Source organism: Streptomyces venetus (assembly GCF_039540295.1).
Classification (GTDB): Bacteria; Actinomycetota; Actinomycetes; order Streptomycetales; family Streptomycetaceae; genus Streptomyces; species Streptomyces venetus.
Map to the genome: position 1 here is coordinate 290,526 of NZ_BAABET010000005.1, position 14,290 is coordinate 304,815.

At 71.9% G+C, this 14,290-nt stretch carries 13 protein-coding genes; 8 read left to right on the plus strand and 5 right to left on the minus strand.

The window, feature by feature from the left end:
* Nucleotides 1–6 precede the first annotated feature (6 nt).
* Nucleotides 7–495 (plus strand): MarR family winged helix-turn-helix transcriptional regulator, encoded by a 489-nt coding sequence (locus ABEA82_RS18400; protein ID WP_345662621.1) that lies wholly within the window; start codon nucleotides 7–9, stop codon nucleotides 493–495.
* Here ABEA82_RS18400 and ABEA82_RS18405 read toward each other — a convergent pair.
* A complete protein-coding gene (locus ABEA82_RS18405; protein WP_345662622.1) occupies nucleotides 492–1,685 on the minus strand; it encodes an MFS transporter in 1,194 nt (397 codons plus the stop codon). The two genes, ABEA82_RS18400 and ABEA82_RS18405, sit on opposite strands and share 4 nt — an antisense overlap.
* Before the next feature lie 72 nt (nucleotides 1,686–1,757).
* Between ABEA82_RS18405 and ABEA82_RS18410 the strand changes: the two genes are divergently transcribed.
* From ABEA82_RS18410 to ABEA82_RS18420, 3 genes are all read left to right on the plus strand, one after another.
* Nucleotides 1,758–2,759: an ArsR/SmtB family transcription factor gene (locus tag ABEA82_RS18410; protein ID WP_345662623.1), complete on the plus strand. Its 1,002-nt coding sequence runs from the start codon at nucleotides 1,758–1,760 to the stop codon at nucleotides 2,757–2,759.
* 9 nt (nucleotides 2,760–2,768) lie between these two features.
* Nucleotides 2,769–3,272 carry a glutathione peroxidase gene (locus tag ABEA82_RS18415; protein ID WP_345662624.1) on the plus strand — a complete coding sequence of 168 codons (504 nt, stop codon included), beginning with the start codon at nucleotides 2,769–2,771 and terminating at the stop codon, nucleotides 3,270–3,272.
* A gap of 76 nt (nucleotides 3,273–3,348) precedes the next feature.
* Entirely contained in the window at nucleotides 3,349–4,227 is an 879-nt protein-coding gene (locus ABEA82_RS18420) for a MerR family transcriptional regulator (RefSeq protein ID WP_345662625.1), read from the plus strand.
* Between the two features lie 104 nt (nucleotides 4,228–4,331).
* Here the strand turns inward: ABEA82_RS18420 and ABEA82_RS18425 are convergent, their stop codons facing one another.
* The 3 genes from ABEA82_RS18425 to ABEA82_RS18435 all read right to left on the minus strand — a co-directional run bounded on the left by ABEA82_RS18425 (nucleotide 4,332) and on the right by ABEA82_RS18435 (nucleotide 6,567).
* Entirely contained in the window at nucleotides 4,332–4,523 is a 192-nt protein-coding gene (locus ABEA82_RS18425; protein ID WP_003990968.1) for a DUF397 domain-containing protein, read from the minus strand.
* A 194-nt stretch (nucleotides 4,524–4,717) separates the two neighbouring features.
* The gene (locus ABEA82_RS18430) at nucleotides 4,718–5,578 is read right to left on the minus strand and encodes a helix-turn-helix domain-containing protein (protein WP_345662626.1); all 861 of its coding nucleotides are present in this window, start codon (nucleotides 5,576–5,578) and stop codon (nucleotides 4,718–4,720) included.
* A gap of 233 nt (nucleotides 5,579–5,811) precedes the next feature.
* Nucleotides 5,812–6,567, minus strand: a complete 756-nt coding sequence (locus tag ABEA82_RS18435) for a GOLPH3/VPS74 family protein (protein ID WP_003990970.1) — start codon at nucleotides 6,565–6,567, stop codon at nucleotides 5,812–5,814.
* Between the two features lie 236 nt (nucleotides 6,568–6,803).
* Between ABEA82_RS18435 and ABEA82_RS18440 the strand changes: the two genes are divergently transcribed.
* The 3 genes from ABEA82_RS18440 to ABEA82_RS18450 all read left to right on the plus strand — a co-directional run bounded on the left by ABEA82_RS18440 (nucleotide 6,804) and on the right by ABEA82_RS18450 (nucleotide 12,508).
* Entirely contained in the window at nucleotides 6,804–9,680 is a 2,877-nt protein-coding gene (locus ABEA82_RS18440) for a D-alanyl-D-alanine carboxypeptidase (RefSeq protein ID WP_345662627.1), read from the plus strand.
* Between the two features lie 210 nt (nucleotides 9,681–9,890).
* Nucleotides 9,891–11,924 carry an MFS transporter gene (locus ABEA82_RS18445; protein ID WP_425588533.1) on the plus strand — a complete coding sequence of 678 codons (2,034 nt, stop codon included), beginning with the start codon at nucleotides 9,891–9,893 and terminating at the stop codon, nucleotides 11,922–11,924.
* 35 nt (nucleotides 11,925–11,959) lie between these two features.
* The gene (locus tag ABEA82_RS18450) at nucleotides 11,960–12,508 is read left to right on the plus strand and encodes a GNAT family N-acetyltransferase (protein ID WP_345662628.1); all 549 of its coding nucleotides are present in this window, start codon (nucleotides 11,960–11,962) and stop codon (nucleotides 12,506–12,508) included.
* 36 nt (nucleotides 12,509–12,544) lie between these two features.
* On the opposite strand, the gene ABEA82_RS18455 is transcribed toward ABEA82_RS18450, so the two are convergent.
* The gene (locus tag ABEA82_RS18455) at nucleotides 12,545–13,384 is read right to left on the minus strand and encodes a hypothetical protein (RefSeq protein ID WP_345662629.1); all 840 of its coding nucleotides are present in this window, start codon (nucleotides 13,382–13,384) and stop codon (nucleotides 12,545–12,547) included.
* Between the two features lie 79 nt (nucleotides 13,385–13,463).
* Between ABEA82_RS18455 and ABEA82_RS18460 the strand changes: the two genes are divergently transcribed.
* Nucleotides 13,464–14,249 carry an SDR family oxidoreductase gene (locus ABEA82_RS18460; RefSeq protein ID WP_345662630.1) on the plus strand — a complete coding sequence of 262 codons (786 nt, stop codon included), beginning with the start codon at nucleotides 13,464–13,466 and terminating at the stop codon, nucleotides 14,247–14,249.
* The last annotated feature ends 41 nt before the right edge of the window (nucleotides 14,250–14,290 follow it).

Here is a 14,290-nt window from a genome sequence, read left to right on the forward strand (position 1 = left end):
GACCCGATGGGCAAGGGGGCAGGCGGGCAGGTGGGGGTCGTCGCCGCGCTGGTGCGGGCGGCGTTCCTGGTGGACGGTGTGTACGCGGAGACCAGCCGGGCCCACGGGCTGACCCCGCAGCAGGGACAGCTGCTGTGCGTGCTCATGCCCCAGCCGTACGGCATGGGCGAGCTCGGGGAGACACTCGGGCTGGCCAAGTCGAGTCTGACCGGGCTGGTGGACCGGACGGTGCAGCGGGGGCTGGTGCGGCGGGAGGCCGACCCGCGCGACGGGCGGGCTGTGCGGGTGGTCCTGACCGAGGAGGGCGCGGCGCTCGCGGGGAGGTTCTACGCCGAGACGTCCCGCCGGATGGAGGCACTGCCCTCCGGGCTCAGCGGCGCCGAGCGGGACCGGCTGGCCGTACTGCTGTCACGGGTCGTGGTGGACAACGAGGTTCCCGAGGTGTTCGCGGAGACCGAGGCCGCCCCGGGCTCCGAGGAGCGGACGTACGGCTAGGAGAGCCGTTCCGGCACCTTCGCCGGCGCGCGTTCTGTGCGCCTCGCCGCCACCATCAGCAGCAGCGTCACCGCCACCGAGCCGGTGGCCATCGCCGTCATGGCCGAGGCCGGTGACGTCAGTTGGGCCACCGATCCCGCGAGTGCCGCCGCCACACCCTGCATCGTGAGCCTGCCCGCCGAGTCCAGCCCCAGGGCCTGCCCCGCCAGCGTGTCGGGGGTCAGGGCCATCAGCCGCTCCTGCTGCACGAGGCTCGCCCCGAAGCCGACCGACGCCAGCGTGACGGCGGCCGCCGCGAGCGGAAGCGGTGGGCGCAGGAGGAACGGTACGTACGGGACGGCCAGGAGCAGCAGGAGCGGGAAGCCCAGGCGCGGCCGCAGCCGGGGTGGGAGCAGGCGGCCCACCAGCACGTCCCCGGTCAGCATGCCCAGTGCGGCACAGGCGAACAGGGTGCCGGCGGAGTCGGGCGCGTAGGAGACGTAGAGGGATTCGCAGCCCACCACCAGGCCGTTGGGGATCCAGAGGGCCAGATAGACCTGGCGGCGGGGCGCGGACGACCACAGCAGCGCGTTGGCGCGCCAGGTCGCCGTCGCCGAGGGGCGGCCCGTCGTGCGCGGTGGGCGGCGGGTCAGGCCGAGGCGGACGACCACCGCACCCAGGACGTACAGGGCGGCGGCCAGCAGCAGGGACGCCCTCGGGGACAGCAGCGCCACCAGGGCGCCACCGGTCGCGTAGCCGGCGATCTGCATGAGGCCGGTCATCATGTTGAAGACCGAGCGGCCCAGCAGATAACCGTCCTTGGAGAGGATCTCGTTCAGCAGGCCCCAGCGCACTCCCCCGCCCACGGACTCCACCAGCCCCTTGGCCAGGACGATCGCGAAGATCCCCCAGACCGGCAGTCCGGGCAGGGCCAGGGCGGCCGTGGCCGCGGCGAAGAGGAGGGGCAGGGTGGTCAGGGCCGCGCGCGGGGGGAGCCGGTCGGCGGCCGAGAGCAGGAACGTCGCCCCCAGCACCTGCACGAGCGACGAGCCGAACATGCTCACCGCGGACAGCAGCGGCGACTCGGTCGCCCGGTACACGAGGGTGCCCAGTGCCAGCCCGCTCATCGTCCGGGCGATGGTCTGCACCGAGCCGGACAGGAAGAACGGGGTGAACTCGGGTGTGCGGAACAGTTCGCGGTAACTGCGCATGTGACGGAGTCTGTGGCGCCGCGGAGCGCAGGGTTAATGTTTCGCGTACGTGCGAAACGTCGGGGGTTTTCCATGGGCTGGTGGCAGATCAACGCCGACACGCTGGCCGGCAGCCGGTTCCTCATCTCGCCGTTCGCCGAGGCCTTCGGATGCCTGCGGCTGCTGCACGGGGCCGTGGCCGCGCATCCCGGCGAGCGCAGCTGGCTGGACGCCCATCTGCCCGACTACCGGCGGCGGTTGGCGCGGGATCCGGTGACCGCGCTGCTCGTCAGCGCCGGGATCGGGCGGGACTGGACGGCCGACTTCCTGTCCCCCACCCCCGTCGACGGGGAGAGCTTCGAGGAGGGGGTCGCGAAGGTGCGGGCGGCCGATCCGGCGGCGGCCCGCTCCGATCTCACCGTCTCCCTGCGCGGCCCGGTTCCGGCCCGGCTGCACCGGGACGACCTGCCGGAGCGCGCGGCGGACCTGCTGACGTACGTCTGGACCACGGCGGTACGCCCGTACTGGCCGCACCGCCGCCGCATCCTGGAGGCCGACGTGGTCGCGCGGACCGCTCAGGTCAGCAGGGGCGGCTGGGCGTCGGCGCTGGGCGCGCTGCGGCCGGGCACGCGGTGGCTCGGGGAGAACCGGCTCCAGGTGAACGCCCGCGCGTATCCGCCGCGCGAACTCTCGGGCGCCGAGCTCGTCTTCGTGCCGATCACCACGCAGCGCATCGGCTGGGCGTCCTGGGAGGGCACGGACCGGTACGCGCTGATCTACCCGTGTGCGGGCGCCCTCGCCGACCCCGACGCCGGGCCCGCCCCCGCCGGCCTCGGCGCGCTGCTGGGAACCGCCCGCGCCGGTGTGCTGGTCCGGCTCGGTTCCCCTCTCAGCACCAGTCAGCTGGTCGCCGTGACCGGCCAAGGACTCGGGTCGGTCGGGCGGCATCTGCGGGTGCTGCTGGACGCCGGGCTGGTGGAGCGGCGGCGGGCGGGCAGGTCGGTGCTGTACTCGCGGACGGCTGCGGGGCAGACGCTGGTGGAGGCCGTGGAGGCTGTGCAGGCCCGAAGTCGGCCGGACACCCGCCGGGGCTAGCATCCGCTCATGACGACTACCAACGGTTCCTCTCCCCTCGACGTCGAGATCGGTGCGCTTCAGGGCGGTTCCGCCGCTCTGTCCCAGTACGCGGGCAAGGCGGTGCTCGTGGTGAACGTGGCCTCCAAGTGCGGCCTGACCCCGCAGTACACGGGTCTCGAGAAGCTCCAGGAGCGGTACGCCGAGCGCGGCTTCACCGTCCTCGGCGTGCCCTGCAACCAGTTCCTCGGGCAGGAGCCCGGCAGCGCCGAGGAGATCGCCGAGTTCTGCTCGGCGACGTACGGCGTGACCTTCCCGCTGACCGAGAAGGTCGAGGTCAACGGTGAGCACCGGCACCCGCTGTACGAGCGTCTGACCGGCTTCGCCGACGCCGAGGGGCACAGCGGGGACATCCGCTGGAACTTCGAGAAGTTCCTGATCGGCCGGGACGGCGAGGTCGTGGCCCGCTTCTCGCCGCAGACCGAGCCGGAGTCGGCGGAGGTCGTGGCGGCCGTGGAGGCCCAGCTGGCCTGAGCGGCCCCGGGAAGGTGTTGACCTTGCCCCTGGGGCAGGGCGGAACGTCCTCGTCGTCGGGCACAAGAGCCGCCCGATGACGGAGGATGCCGTGGTGGACGTACCGGACCGGGACCTGCTCACCATCGGGGCGTTCGCCGCGCGCGCCCGGCTGTCGGCCAAGGCGCTGCGGCTGTACGACCGGCTGGGGCTGCTGTCCCCGGCGCATGTCGACGAGGCCACCGGCTATCGCTACTACCGCGCCGGCCAGGTCGAACAGGCCCGGCTGGTGGCGATGCTGCGGCAGCTGGACATGCCGCTCGCCCGGATCGCCGAGGTGGTCTCGGCGGGCGACGGGCGGGCGGCGGCCGAGCTGCTCGACGCGTACTGGGCGGACGTCGAGGCGCGGGTGGCGGGGCAGCGGACGCTCGCCGAGTACCTCCGTGGACGACTGTCGGGGAGGAGCTCCGAGATGTACGAGAAGTTCGCGGTCGAGACGGTGGACGTACCCGGGCAGGTGGTGATCAGCGAGACGCGGCATGTCCTGGCGGGCGAGCTGCCCGCGTGGATCGGGGCGTCACTGGGCCGGCTGGAGTCGGCGGCGCGGGAGTGCGGCGGCATCGCGGCGGCGCCGTTCGTCGTCTACCACTCCGAGGTGTCGATGGAGAGCGACGGACCGGCCGAGGCCTGTGTGCCGGTGGCCGACGAGGCGGCGGCCCGGGCGTGGGTCGAGCGGCACGGCCGGGCCCGGGGGACGACGGTACGGGTGGACCCCGCCCGGCGGCTGGCCTACACCCGGATCACCAAGGCGCAGGTGGCCCATCCGCAGATCATGGCGGCCTTCGAGGCGGTGGAGGAGTGGATCGCCCGGGAGGGCCTGGAGCAGGCGGGCCCGTGCCGGGAGGTGTACTTCGCGGACTGGGACGCGGCGGGAGCCGGGGACCCGGTGTGTGACGTGGCGTTCCCGGTGAGCTGACCCCCCATCGGGGGCCGGGCACGAGCGGAGCCCTCTCGGCAAGGACGGCGATGCTGGTCGAGAGGGCTCTGTCGGTGGTGCTTGTGCTGTTGTCGTTCGGTGGCTCAGGACTTGACCGAGGCCACGAAGGCGTTCCACGCGTCGGCGGGGAACGCCAGCTTGGGGCCCTCGGGGATCTTGGTGTCACCGAGCTCCAGCGCCTGCTCGACGGTCGACCTGACCATCACACAGGCGCCGTTGTTGTTGGTGTAGGAGGACGTCGTCCACGTTTCCGTGGCGCCCAGACGAATTGCCATGTTCGCTCCGTAGCCAGTTGCGTTTACGCCAACCCGTGCTGGTGGTTGGCGTGATCGACGCTACTCGCCAACATCCTCTTTCGGAGCAGTCATTCACTCGACTGGATGGCATATTCCAGGGGAGACTTCCAGTCAGGCGTGTCAGGGGTGTAACATCCCGCGCTTTGCCCGACGAAAGGTCAGCCGACGGCTGGTCAGCCCCGCGCGTAGTCCTTCGCCAGGCGCTCGACGAGCTGCCGTGACTGGTCCACGTTCAGCGACTGGGCGCGCAGGTGCTCGTACATGACCGTGTACTTCTGCACGTCGAGCGGCTTCTCCAGGTACAGGTCGCTGGTCACGCCCTCGATGTACACCACGCTCGAGTCGGCCGCGTCGGCGAACTCCAGGATCGAGTACTGGCCGTTGATACCGGCGTGCGCGCCGACCTCGAACGGCAGCACCTGCACGGTGATGTGGGGCAGCTGCGACATCTCGATGAGGTGCTCCAGCTGCTCGCGCATCACCTGCCGGCTGCCGACGACCCGGTGCAGCGACGCCTCGTCCAGGACCACCCACAGCCGCAGCGGATCCGTCTCGGCGGTGATCCGGCCCTGCCGGCGCAGCCGGACCTCGACGCGCTTGTCGTTGTCCGCCTCCGAGGCCTCGGGCGAGCCGCCCCGGATGATGGCCTCGGCGTACGCACGCGTCTGCAACAGGCCGGTGATGATCTGAGGTTCGTAGACCCGCAGCGACTCGGCGTCCGTCTCCAGGCCGATGTAGACGCTGTACGGGATGTCCCCGAAGGCGTGCCACCAGCCCTGCTGCCGGGAGTCCTTGGCCATCTGCATCAGCGAGTCGACGATCCGCTGGTCCTCGACCTCGTAGACCCCGCACAGGTCGCGGACGTCCCGCTGGCTGATGCTGCGCCGGCCGTTCTCCAGCCGGCTGATCTTCGACTGCGACACCAGCAGCCGCTCGGCGACCTCTTCGGCCGTCATGCCCTTGACCTCACGGAGCCTGCGCAGCTCCTGGCCGAGCCGGCGCCGCCTGACGGTGGGATTGACATTGGACGCCACGGGACGTGCACCTCCGGCTGCGTGCCTCTACTTTGCGTATCTGCTGCTGAGCAGACTGCCACCAAGGTGCTTCCTACCGCTGGGAAACGGTGGATATGCGACGGGTACACGCCAGTTCGGACACGGGCACGCCGAGCGGGGCGGGGAGAGTGTGTGCTCTCCCCGCCCCGCTCGGACAGCGGCTCCCGTGACCGGGTTCTGGGTGCGGCGTGGTGTTCGTGGTGCGGCGCGGCTCAGTGGGCCGCGGCACGCGCCATGGTTCCGTGGCGCGGTTGCATCGGAACACCGCGGGCGGGTTCCGGTGCGGGCCTGGCTCCGCCGGCGGCCTGACGGCCGGACGGGGCCGGGCTGCGGCGCGGCTGGGCCGCCACGCCGTTCTGGACGTCCATCACGGCGTGCGCGACGAGACCGCCCATGGGGTCGTGCCTGATCAGGTCCCGCAGCCGGGAGCGAGAGGAACGTCCCTCGTTGCCCGGGTACAGGTGCTTGCCGAGGCCGACCGCGTGTGCCAGTGCGGCGAGCGCGGCGGTCCGCGGGTCCGGCGGTACGCCGGTGCGGATCGCCGAGTCGAGCCGGGCCCTGATCTCCCGGCTGATTTCGGTGTCCGTCGCCTGGTAGCGAGTCGTCGGCAGCACTCCGCACATCTGGCCCGCCACGGCATGCACCATGCCGCACCGCTCCAGATGCGAGAGGTAGGTCTGGCGGAGCCCGAGACGCGGCCCGCCAATCCAGTTCACTGCCCGCACGGGAGCGCCGCGCCTACGCAGCAACTCCAACGCGCAGTCCAACGTTGGATCTCCAGTCGGCCGTGGGGCTACCACGGCGATACGATCCCCGTCTGGGGCTATCCGTCCGGCCAGCGCCAGCTCTACTAGCTGTGCTCCGGCCAGACCGAGGTCGAGCGACTGCGGCTGCGCAGTGGTACCCGTGGCCGGGTCCAATGCCAGCAGCAGAAGCTCCTCCGGAAGTGTTCTGCGGCTCCTGCCCATCCATGCCTCCCCGCGTGGATGAAAGACAGGGTGACCCCTCTCACATTGGTCTGTCGAGGGTGCGTGACCGGTTCGTAGTGGAACCGGTAGGTATGTCGTTCTCGTCTACCGGGTGGGTTCAGTGCGCGCACAGGACACTGGTACATGGTTCGGACAGCGCTGGAAAGCGGTGTCAGGGCGGCGGTTCACGGTTCGGTACGCGCACGCGGGGAGTGCGGCGCGAGGAGGAGGCATCGGTGGCGGGCGAGTCCCCCGACAGGTCGAAGCAGCGCGAGTCGTCGGCAGAACGGACGTCGGGGAGCGCGAGTCCGGTTCCCGAGGCGAGGAGCGAGTCCGCCGATCCGCGGCTCGCGATGGCCAGGGACGCGAAGAGGTCCTCGACACGGGGAGGCGTCGACACGGCGACCCGTGTGCTGTCCGTGCGGACGGACGAGGGGCCGGACGACGAGGAGCAGGACGAGAGCGGCTCCGGCGCCGAGGACGCCGTCACGGACGCCGAGAAGGACGAGCGCACCGGCGAGTCCTCCGACTCGGGCGAGCGGAGCGAGAGCGAGAGCGACTCCGGCTCTGACTCCGACTCCGGTGACGGCCGGTTGCGGGACGCCGTCGCCGCGTGGGTCGCGTCGGCGGACGAGGACGAGAGGCCTGCCGACGCGGAGGCCCAGGACGCGGACTCCGAGGGCGCCGGCAAGGATTCCGCGGACGCCGGGAAGACCGGGAAGACCGGGAAGGTTGACGCCGAGAACGCGGACGACCCGGCCGAGGAGACCGGGAAGGCCGAGGACACCGGGGAGGCGGAAGGCGGGAACGACTCCGCCGAGGCCGAAACGGACACCAAGGCCGACCATGAGGCCGAGGACGACGACGAGCCTGAGAACGCGGGCGAGGCCGAGAACGCGGGCGAGGCCGAAAGTTCGGGCGAGGCCGCTGCCGAGGCCGGCAAGCACGTCGAGGACGACGACAAGGCCGAGAACGCGGACCAGCCCGCCGCCGCGGCCAGCAAGCACGCCGACGACAGCGACAAGGCCGAGAGTTCGGACGAGCCTGCCGCCGCGGCCGGCAAGCACGCCGACGACGGCGACGAGCCCGCCACCGCGGCCAGCACGCACGCCGACGACAGCGACAAGGCCGAGAGTTCGGACGAGCCTGCCGCCGCGGCCGGCAAGGTCACCGAGGACGGCCGCGAGGCGAGTGACAGCGCCGACGAGCCCGCGGACGCCCCGGAAGGCGGCCAGGAGGCCGTAGAGGCGGCGTCAGAGGCCGCTCAGGGCCGCGACAAGGCCGACGAGGAGGCCGAAGAACGCGAGGCGGACCGTTCCGCCACGGACACCGACGCCTCCGAGGACGAGGCCAAGGCCGACGCCGAGGCCGCACCCAAGGCCGACAAGGGCACGGACGACACCACCGCCACCGCCTCCGACACGGGCTCCGACGCCGACTCCGACGACGCCGGCAAGTCCCCCAAGGCGGACGACGACGAGGGCGACGGCGGCAAGGACACCGCCGAACGGCCCGTCGACCAGCCCACCGCCATCTTCAAGGCCCCGCGGCCCCCGGTCGATCAGCCGACCACCATGCTGAAGCTCGGTGGGGTCGCGAAGGACGTCAAGGGCGCCGAGGCGGCCCCCGAGAGGGAGGCCGAGCGGACCAGCAAGTTCGTCGCGCTCAAGCCGCTGGACGACCCGTCGACGCGCAAGCCGGCGTCCACCGGGCAGACCACTCCGCCCGCACCGCCCGCGCCGCCCGCATCGGCCCCACAGGCCGCCCCCGCCGACGCCACGGCCCCGGTACCCACCGTCGGCCCCGAGCGGACCACGCAGCAGCCGCTGCCGCCCAAGCCGCCGCTGGACCTGCTCGCGGAGCTGACCAACACCCCGCCGCCGCCGGACACCCCGCTGCGGACGGCCGTACGGCGGGTGAAGATCTGGACGCCGCTGGCGCTGCTGCTGGTGGTCCTCCTCGCGGTCGTGCAGAGCGTGCGCCCGCTGCCGGCGCCCACCCTCGAACTGACCGCGAAGGACAGCTACACCTTCGAGGGCGGCAAGGTCGACATCCCGTGGCCGGACAAGGGCCAGGCCGCTCTGGACGTGCAGGGGATCGGCACGTTCGGGTCGTCCGGCGAGCAGAAGCCCGTGCCGATCGCCAGTGTCGCCAAGGTGATGACCGCCTATCTGATCCTGCGCGAGCACCCGCTGAAGAGCGGCGCGCCCGGCCCGAAGATCGAGATCGACCAGGCCGCCGAGGACCAGTCCGACGCCGGCCAGGAGTCCACCGTCGACGTCACCAAGGGCGACAAGATCACCCAGCGGGAGGCTCTGGAGAGCATCCTGATCGCGTCCGCGAACAACATCGCGCGCCTGCTCGCCCGCTGGGACGCCGGTTCCGAGAAGTCGTTCGTGCAGAAGATGAACGACGCCGCCAAGGACCTCGGCATGAAGAACACGACGTACACCGACCCCTCGGGCCTGAACAACACCACGGTCTCCACGGCCGTGGACCAGGTGAAGCTCGCCAAGGCCGCCATGCAGCAGCCCGCGTTCCGCGAGGTCGCCGCGATGATGTCGTACGTCGACTACAAGGGCACCAAGCACGACAACTGGAACCGTCTGGTCGGCTACAACGACGTCACCGGCATCAAGACCGGCACCACCACCTCGGCCCTCGGCAACCTCGTCTTCGCCGCGAAGAAGGACGTCGACGGCGAGACCCGCCGGATCATCGGCGCCGTGGTCCGTCAGCCCGCCGGCGGCCCCGACAACACCATCCTGGGCGCCGCGCTCCACGAGGGCGACCAGCTGATCCGGGCCGCTCAGGGCGCGCTGGAGTCGGCGACGATCCTGAAGAAGGGCGACGTCGTCGGGTACGCGGACGACGGTCTCGGCGGCCGGACGCCGGTCGAAGTCACCGAGGACGTCACGGCCGTCGGCTGGGCGGGCCTGTCCGTCAAGCTGACGTTCGCCGCGGACGAGCTGCCGCACACGGCCAAGGCCGGCGCGAAGGTGGGCACGCTCACCGTCGGTGACGGCACCACCAGCGCGGTCAAGGTCCCGGTCGCCCTCCAGAAGGACCTCGTGGAGCCGGGCTTCGCGGACAAGCTGACGCGCCTCGGCTGAGCCGGGGCCGCCCGCTCGCACCACCGCACCCCATCGGGTGAGTGCCCGTCCGGGCGCCGCCCGGTGGGGTGCGTGCTAGCGTCGCGAATCGGGCAGGCCGTGGTTGCCTGCGTCACGGCCGTGAACCGCCGACCAACGGGACACGGCCGGGAGCGGAAGACGAGAACGAGACGTCGAGAACAGAAGACGGGACACGGGGAGTGCCTTCGAGTGGCCACTGCGGAGCCGACACGCGCCGACCATGCCGATCCGGGCCCGGTATCCGGCCCGCGAATAGGCATGTCCGCACCACGGGAGACCGCGTCACGGGACACCGCCCCGCGGGACACCGGCGGCACGCGGGAAGCGGGCGCCCGGGAAGGCCGCGACGGCCCCGGCAGCAGTGACGGCGACGTGCCCGGTACCCCTGACGCCCCCGGCACCCGCGGAACCACCGACACCCGCGAAGCCCCGGACCTCCACGAAACCCCCGAATCCCCCGATTCCCCCGGCACACCCGGCACCCCCGACTCCCGGATGCCGGCCGTCCTGCTGACCCTGCGTGAGCGCATGCTGCGCCACCCCGTCCTGTCCGTCACCGGTCTGGCCGGAGTGCTCCACGTCGTCTGGTTCTTCACGTTCGCGAACAGCGGTGGCGACCTGGCCGCGCAGGACGCGTGGGCCGAGTTCGTCGGCCGGCACCCGGACTCGGCGTACAACCTCGCCTGGTACGGCGGGATGCACCCGGTCTCGTACAGCGTGGTGTCGCCGTACCTGATGTCCCTGCTCGGGGTGCGGACGACGATGATGATCGCGGGGACGGTCTCGGCCGGCCTGCTGACCCTGCTCCTCATGCGCAGCCGCTCGGTCCGCAACCCCCTCTGGGCGGCGCTGGCGGGCGTGTTCGGGCTGTTCTGCAACGCGGTGTCCGGGCGGGTCACGTTCGGCCTGGGCATGATGTTCGCGCTCGGCGCGGTCGCCGTCGTGTTCTGCTGGCCGTACCGGTGGCGCTACAAGCGCTGGGCGAAGGCCCTGTCCGCGGCGCCGCTGGCCGCGCTGGCCACCATGTCGTCGCCGGTCGCGGGTCTGTTCGTGGGCCTGGTGGCGGTGGCGCTGTTCCTTCAGAAGCGGCGGCCGGGCGCGTGGGCGCTGGGGCTGGCGCCGACCGCGGTGGTGGCGGTGTCGGCATGGCTGTTCCCGTTCTCGGGGACGCAGCCGATGACGTGGGCCTCGGTGCTCCTGCCGCTCGCGTTCTCCGTCCTGGTCTACGTCCTCGTGCCGGAGGACTGGAAGACGGTCCGGCTGACGGCCGCCGTGTACGGACTGGGTGTCGTGCTGGTGTGGCTGATCAGCAGCCAGATCGGTTCGAACATCACGCGTCTGGCGATGCTGTTCGCCGGGGTCGCGCTGGTGGCCGCGCTGCCGTTCACGGTGCCGCGCAGCCGCGGCTGGTACGCGGTCGTCGTGGCGTTCGTCGGCTTCGTCGTGTGGATCGGCTTCAAGTCGGTCGACGACATCGTGCACACGGCCCCGGCGGCGAACTGGTCGCGCGAGCTGGCCCCGCTGGTCAACGAGTTGCAGGAGGTCGGCGCCGAGAAGGGCCGGGTGGAGGTCGTCCCCGCCCGTTCCCACCGCGAGGCCTCCGCCCTCGCCCCGTACGTCAACCTGGCCCGGGGCTGGAACCGGCAGGCCGACATGGAGCGCAACCCCCTCTTCTACGACGACACGCTCAACTCGGCGAACTACCACGAGTGGCTGAAGCGCTGGGCGGTGCACTACGTGGTGCTGCCCAAGGGCGAGCCGGACGGCGACGGGGGCCAGCGTGAGCGGGCGCTGGTGCGGCGCGGGCTGCCGTACCTCAACCAGGTCTGGGGCAACGACACCTGGCAGCTGTTCGAGGTGACCGCCCCCACGCCGCTGGCCGAGCCGAACACGGTCGTCGACCGTGCCGAGCAGGGCGAGATGGTCCTCCAGGTGAGGAAGGCGGGCCGGATCCTGGTCCGGATCCCGTACTCGCCGTGGCTGAGCATCGTCGACGAGGAGGGCAAGAGCCTGAAGCCGCCGCAGGAGACGCCGGAGTCCAGGAACCGTCCGGAGAGCGAGCCGAAGACGTACGTCAACGTCAACGGCTGCCTGACGGAGACGGAGGAGGACGCGCAGGGCGACAAGTGGACGGAACTCCTCGCCCCGAAGGCGGGGACGTACCGGCTGGCCGCGCCCTACCAGCTGCCCCGGGGGACGCCGTGCCCGGAGGAGCTGCGCTGACCGTGGCGGGCCCGGCGCGCGATAGGTTGCCCGCCATGATCGAGTTAGGACCCGTCGCCTGGCCCCCTGCCCCGATACGGACCGAACGGCTCGTGCTCCGCGAGTCCGAGGCCCGCGACCGTGCGGCGTTCGTCGAGCTGTTCGCGTCGCCGGAGGTGCACGCCTATCTCGGTGGTGCCCGGCCGCGTGACGAGCTCGACCGCGCGATGCCCGAGGTGCCCGGGCGGCGTCCCGGCCTGTTCGTGATCGATCTCGACGGAGCGATGATCGGCATGGTCACGTTTGACCGGCGCGACGCGGGACGTCCGGGTCACGTCCGTGCGGATGGCGAAGAGATTGAGCTCGGCTACACGTTCCTGCCGCAGGCGTGGGGGCGCGGGTACGCCGCCGAGGCGTGCGCGGCGGCACTCGGCTGGTGCGCCGACGCGCTGCCCGGCGAGCCGGTGGTCCTCTGCACCCAGACCGCCAACGCCCGCTCGATGCGCCTCGCGGCGAAGCTGGGGTTCACCGAGGTGGAGCGGTTCGAGGAGTTCCGCGCCGAGCAGTGGTTCGGCGTGCGGTCCCCGGTCGCGCCGTCCGGTTGAGCCCGGCGAGCCCGGCCTCGCGCCTGGGCCTTCCTGTCAGCGCAGCCGGTCCACGTACGTGTCCGTGCCCGGCACCGTCGGGATGAACGGCGCCACCAGCTCCACCCTGCCCAGGCCCGACTCCGCCACCGCCGTGTCCAGGCCGGTGAAGTGCGCTTCCCAGCACTCGCGCGGGTCGGCCCGGAGGAACCACAGCAAGGTCAGCCGGGTGTCCACGCCCTCGACCTGCTTGACGTAGGTCATGCGGTCGCCGGGGAGCGGGGTGGGCCGGAAGACGGTCACCATCGCCGCCGGTGAGCCCGCGAGGCGCCCCGGCAGGTGGCGGGTGCGCAGCCAGTCCAGCAGTGCGGCGCGCTGCTCGGCGGTGTCCGACTCGACGACCTGGAGGACCAGGCCCGCGTAGGGATGGTCGAGGGCGTGGACGTCGCGGGGCCCCGCCGCGCCGTCCCGGTACACCGTCGCCTCGTGGTCCTGGAAGGCGGTGAGGACGTGCGTGCGGTCGTGGTAGACGCGGGCGTCGCGGTTGAGGCGCTTGTTGATGGCGACCGTCCAGCGCATGTGGTCGTCGTAGCGGCCGGCGGTGATCCAGTACGTGGAGAGGTAGCAGCCGGCGGTGACCGGCTGGGCGACGGCCGACTTCTCCGGGTAGCGCAGGAGTTGCAGGTCCCGGGTCGCCACCCAGCGGCGGCCGGCGTACATCCAGGGCATCGCCATCGCACCGGCGTAGTAGTGGTCGTCCTCGTACCAGCGGTTGTAGGCGTACTCGTGGCCCGGGTGCGGTTCGACCATGGTGATGAGGGCGTGGCCGGGGTGGGTGCCGTAGGGGCCGACGGCGGCCAGTTCGGCGTACAGCTCGCTGCGGGTGTCCTCGCTCATGCCCTTCCCCTTCTTCGGCGGCTGGCTCATACTCTGACGCTCCGTCAGGTAATGCGCCAGGGTTCCGGGGAGGTCTGCGATGCCGCTGCTCGCGGAGAAGACGGTCGTCGTGTCGGGGGTGGGGGCCGGGCTGGGGCGGCAGGTGGTGGCGGCCGTCGTACGGGACGGCGGCCGGGTCGTGCTCGGGGCCCGGACGGAGGCGAACCTGGCGAAGATCGCCGAGGAGGTCGATCCGGAGGGGGCGCGCACGGCGTACCGGGCGACCGACATCGCCGACGAGGCACAGTGCGAGGCGCTGGCCGGGCTGGCGCGGGAGCGGTTCGGGGGGATCGACGCGGTGGTGCACGTGGCCGCCCTGGACAGTTACTTCGGAGGGCTGGAGGACGCGGACTTCGAGTCCTGGCGCTCGGTGCTGGACGTGAACCTGCTGGGCACGCTGCGGATGACCCGGGCCTGTCTGCCTGCGCTCAAGGAGGGCGGCGGTTCCGTGGTGTTCGTCGGGACGCAGTCGGCGGTGGCGGCCCCGTCGCAGGTGCGGCAGGCGGCGTACGCGGCGTCGAAGGGGGCGCTGACGAGTGCGATGTACTCGCTGGCCCGGGAGCTGGGGCCGTACCGGATCCGGGTCAACACCGTGCTGCCGGGCTGGATGTGGGGCCCGCCGGTGCAGGCCTACGTGCGGTTCACCGCGCAGTCGGAGGGCGTGGCCGAGGCGACCGTCCTGGAGCGGCTGACCGGGCGGATGGCGCTGCCCGATCTGGCCACGGACGCGGATGTGGCCGACGTGGCGGTGTTCCTGGCGTCGGACCGGGCGCGGGCGATCACCGGACAGTCGTTGCTGGTCAACGCCGGGGAGTTGATGCGATGAGTTCATGTAGGTGAACCGAGGCCATCACGCCGAACATTTTT

What these genes read in the sequence shown, in the direction of transcription:
- ABEA82_RS18455 (WP_345662629.1), bottom strand. Translation starts at nt 13,384, where the DNA reads ATGAGCGAGGACACCCGCAGCGAGCTGTACGCCGAACTGGCCGCCGTC.
- ABEA82_RS18405 (WP_345662622.1), bottom strand. Translation starts at nt 1,685, where the DNA reads ATGCGCAGTTACCGCGAACTGTTCCGCACACCCGAGTTCACCCCGTTC.
- ABEA82_RS18415 (WP_345662624.1), top strand. Translation starts at nt 2,769, where the DNA reads ATGACGACTACCAACGGTTCCTCTCCCCTCGACGTCGAGATCGGTGCG.
- ABEA82_RS18435 (WP_003990970.1), bottom strand. Translation starts at nt 6,567, where the DNA reads ATGGGCAGGAGCCGCAGAACACTTCCGGAGGAGCTTCTGCTGCTGGCA.
- ABEA82_RS18400 (WP_345662621.1), top strand. Translation starts at nt 7, where the DNA reads ATGGGCAAGGGGGCAGGCGGGCAGGTGGGGGTCGTCGCCGCGCTGGTG.
- ABEA82_RS18420 (WP_345662625.1), top strand. Translation starts at nt 3,349, where the DNA reads ATGACGGAGGATGCCGTGGTGGACGTACCGGACCGGGACCTGCTCACC.
- ABEA82_RS18410 (WP_345662623.1), top strand. Translation starts at nt 1,758, where the DNA reads ATGGGCTGGTGGCAGATCAACGCCGACACGCTGGCCGGCAGCCGGTTC.
- ABEA82_RS18450 (WP_345662628.1), top strand. Translation starts at nt 11,960, where the DNA reads ATGATCGAGTTAGGACCCGTCGCCTGGCCCCCTGCCCCGATACGGACC.
- ABEA82_RS18425 (WP_003990968.1), bottom strand. Translation starts at nt 4,523, where the DNA reads ATGGCAATTCGTCTGGGCGCCACGGAAACGTGGACGACGTCCTCCTAC.
- ABEA82_RS18460 (WP_345662630.1), top strand. Translation starts at nt 13,464, where the DNA reads ATGCCGCTGCTCGCGGAGAAGACGGTCGTCGTGTCGGGGGTGGGGGCC.